General features: G+C 63.2%; 4 protein-coding genes and 1 tRNA gene. 2 read left to right on the top strand and 3 right to left on the bottom strand.

The features are described 5' to 3' along the window. The first annotated feature begins 88 nt into the window (after positions 1–88). Positions 89–559, top strand: a complete 471-nt coding sequence (locus tag ACO59D_RS12965; protein WP_485127340.1) for a transposase — start codon at positions 89–91, stop codon at positions 557–559. Positions 560–635: 76 nt separating this feature from the next. Here the strand turns inward: ACO59D_RS12965 and ACO59D_RS12970 are convergent, their stop codons facing one another. The 3 genes from ACO59D_RS12970 to ACO59D_RS12980 form a co-directional block, all read right to left on the bottom strand. Continuing rightward, the gene (locus ACO59D_RS12970; RefSeq protein ID WP_130810705.1) at positions 636–1,631 is read right to left on the bottom strand and encodes an ORF6N domain-containing protein; all 996 of its coding nucleotides are present in this window, start codon (positions 1,629–1,631) and stop codon (positions 636–638) included. A gap of 77 nt (positions 1,632–1,708) precedes the next feature. Continuing rightward, complete coding sequence (locus ACO59D_RS12975; protein WP_130810703.1) at positions 1,709–2,485, bottom strand: site-specific integrase; 777 nt, start codon at positions 2,483–2,485, stop codon at positions 1,709–1,711. 29 nt (positions 2,486–2,514) lie between these two features. Further along, a complete protein-coding gene (locus ACO59D_RS12980; RefSeq protein WP_130810701.1) occupies positions 2,515–2,982 on the bottom strand; it encodes a hypothetical protein in 468 nt (155 codons plus the stop codon). Between the two features lie 232 nt (positions 2,983–3,214). Here ACO59D_RS12980 and ACO59D_RS12985 point away from each other — a divergent pair. Beyond that, positions 3,215–3,298, top strand: a tRNA-OTHER gene (locus ACO59D_RS12985). The last annotated feature ends 14 nt before the right edge of the window (positions 3,299–3,312 follow it).

Genomic DNA, 3,312 nt, shown 5'->3' on the forward strand with positions numbered 1-3,312 from the left:
CCGGTCGGTGCAGATGTATTGCCCTGATTGGCAGATTTAGGGTTGACTTTAACAAAAAACGATACCACCCCCTTTGCGTCACTTCTTAGTGAACATCAACAAGCTCGTCGGGGGCGTCCCCGCGCCCACGGCCTTCTCCGTCGCCGTCGAGTGCGGCGACCTGTCCCGCTTCCGCTCGGCGAGGGCCCTCATGTCCCTCGTCGGGCTCGTGCCCCCGGAGTCCTCGAGCGGCGAGTCGGCGAGCAGGGGCGGGATCACGAGGGCCGGGAACCCCCACGTGAGGAGGCTGCTCGTGGAGGCCGCCTGGCACCACGAGAGGCCGCCCGGGTGCTCGCCGCCGCGGCCTCGTAGGGGGCCGCCCTCCCGCCGCCGGCGGCGACGACGGCCCGTGGGGGGATCCGCGAGATTCCTATGCGAGGCCTGCGCCGACAGGCGTGACTGGACGGGCGGCAACCCCCAGCCGGAGAGTCGGAATGCGTTAGCCAACACGCGGATGTCAGACTCGCACACGCGCGTCCATGGGACCATGCCAGGGACGCCGCCGGCGGCGGGAGGGTGACAGGGAACAACGAAAAGGGGACCCGCACCGGCGGGCCCCCAGTTGTCGATTACCGCTTAACAGTGAAACTCTCATATCAGAAACGCGGAAGAGCCTTATCTTCTCCTTGGCCCAGCCTCTCCAGGATTGCTTGCACAATTTCGTTGTCCTCGATCCTCGTGATGCCGAAGGCCTTCTTGCCCGCATCCTTGAGGGATGCGCCGACGAGGCAGGCTTCCATGCCGTCGAGGATGAGGAAGCGGTCGTGGAAGGACTCCGTGCGCCTGACCGTGAGTTCGGGATACTGCGCGTTGAAGGTTTCGACGTCCTTGGCGGTGAGCCTCGCCTTGGGATGGGTCCAGATGGTAACGGCCACGCCCTCGTTCTTCTTCGCCAGGATGTTGAGGGTCCCCGCGTCGGTGTAGCCGTCGATAAGGATGATTGACTCTTTTGCACGTTGCACGAGGGAGACCAAGAGCTCAAACGCGTCCCAGACCTGGCCCTCGAAGAAGACCTTCTGCGTGGGCTCCTCGTGGGCGTCCATGTAGTCGAAGACGCGCTCGAAGCGCTCGTCCATGCTGTCGAGGCGGGCATCGGTCCTCTGCTGGTAGGCGATCTGGTGTCGTTCCATGTCGCGGATCTGCCCGAACATGGTCGCGTTTGAGGCTATGAAGTGGCGCATCTCCACGAAGGCATTCATGATGCGGACGCTGACGTCGATTGCCGTGTTGCTGCGCAGGACAGCCGAAAGCATGGAGACGCCCTGCTCGGTGAAGACGCGGGGTGGCTTTCTTCTTCCGCCCCAACCGTCCTCACTTGAAGTCACAATTTGTGACTTCAAGTTTTCGACTTCCTGCTTTGCCAGCCTGAAGCAGAAACCCTCGGGGAATCGCCGTGGGTTCCTACTCACCGCCTGATTGAGAACTTTTGTCTCCACTCCATATAATTCGGCTAGGTCGCTGTCGAGCATGACCTGGTGGCCTCGGACGATGTAGATGAGGCTTCGTATCTGGGCGTCCGTGACGGGGACTATATAGGCTGACTCATCTTCCGATGCGTTCGTACCAGTCACCCTGCTCTCGTCCTCTTCCATGTTGCCCCTTCCCATCTTGAAGCCACAGATTGTGACTTCAAGATTGTATCAACGTGCCGCCTCTCCCGTCTTCGAGGTCACAGTCTGTGATCTCGAAGGGACGCATTCTCTAAGGTCACATTCCGTGACCTTACGCCGCGCCTGCCTGCCAGGTCCTGGCCTGGGCGAGCATGGCTTCGAGCTGGTCCGCCGTGAAGGTGAGGCCTTGGGGCTGCGGGGCGGGCTCGTTGCCGAAGAGGTCGCACTCGATGGGCGAGGCCGCCGCCATGTTCACGTCGAAGCAGGCGGTCGACCTTGGAGACTGCCGCCTTCTTGGCGTCCGGGTCCACGTCGGCGTAGATGTTGAGGGTCATGGACACGCTTGCGTGGCCCAGGTAGCTCGCCACCGTGCGGACGTCCGTGCCCGCCGCGATCATCATGGTGGCGAAGGTGTGCCTGAGGTCGTGGAAGGTGCAGCGGAAGCCGTTCATCTTGCAGAAGGCGGCGAAGTCCTTGCCGAGCTGGGTGGGTTGTAGGGTCGGCTCTCCGGCTCCTGGGTGCCCAGGACGAAGGAGTCGCCCGAGAGGCCGAACTCGGCTGCGCGGCGCAGCCACTCCGCCCGCATGGACCTGAGCGTTTGGAAGGTGTGGCGGGTGAGGGGGGATCGTCCGCTCCGAGCTGTCCGTCTTGGGCTCCTTGAGGTAGAAGCCGCCCTCGGCGTTGCCCAGGGCGTGGGAGACCGTGATCGTTCCGTCATCGCCCAGGTCGGACCACCTGAGGGCGCAGACCTCGCCGCGCCTCATGCCGGTGGTGAGCGCGAGCTCTATGGCCATGCCGAGCGGGGAGGGCTGGGCCGCCACCGCCAGGCGCATCATGCGGGTGCGGTCGTCTCGGTTGAGGGCGTTTATTGGCGTCTTGACCCGCTTGGGCGGCTTGCAGAAGTCGCAGGGGTTCTTGGTGATGAGGTCTTGGGCCTCATGGCCTGCTTGAGCAGGCGGAAGGGCTTGGCCACGCTCTTGGGCGCGCAGCCGTCCTTGGTCATGCGGGCCATCCAGTCGTTCACCGTGCCGATGGTGACCGACGTGAGCCTCTCCGTGCCGATGTACTTGGCTATGAGCTTCGCCTGGCCGCGGTAGTCGCGGACCGCGGAGGGCTCGATTGTCCCGGACTGCTCCTTGTAGTCCACGAAGCTCTCCATGAACTCGCGCACGGTCATGCCCGTGGCCAGCGTCCCGCCCTTGCGCTCAAGGTCGAGGATCAGCTCGTCGCGCCTCTTGGCGGCCTGTTTCTCGGTCTTGCCCTCCACCGTGTGGTAGCTGCGCACGACCTCGCCCGTGAGCGGGTTGGTATGGGAGAGGCTAACCTCCCACATGTCCGTGCCCCGGCGGCGCCTCATGCTGCGGGTGGTGTAGTTGAGTTCTCTGACATTGTCTTGCTCCCTTCGCGTGTGTGCCGAGGCCATCTGCTGACCACCATTTGACCACCAAACGTGACCACCAAATGACCACCAACGCGTTGTTGGAAGTAGTGAAAAACGTGACGAGCCATGCAAAGGGGGGTTGGGAAGAACACGAGTCCTCCACCTCTGAGCTGGCCTTTTGGAAGCGGGGGCAAACGCTGGGCCTGACGACGAGCGCCCCGGGTTCACTCATAACCCGAAGGTCGTAGGTTCAAATCCTACCCCCGCGACCAAGAACAAAGC

It is taken from the genome of Tractidigestivibacter sp., assembly GCF_057241865.1.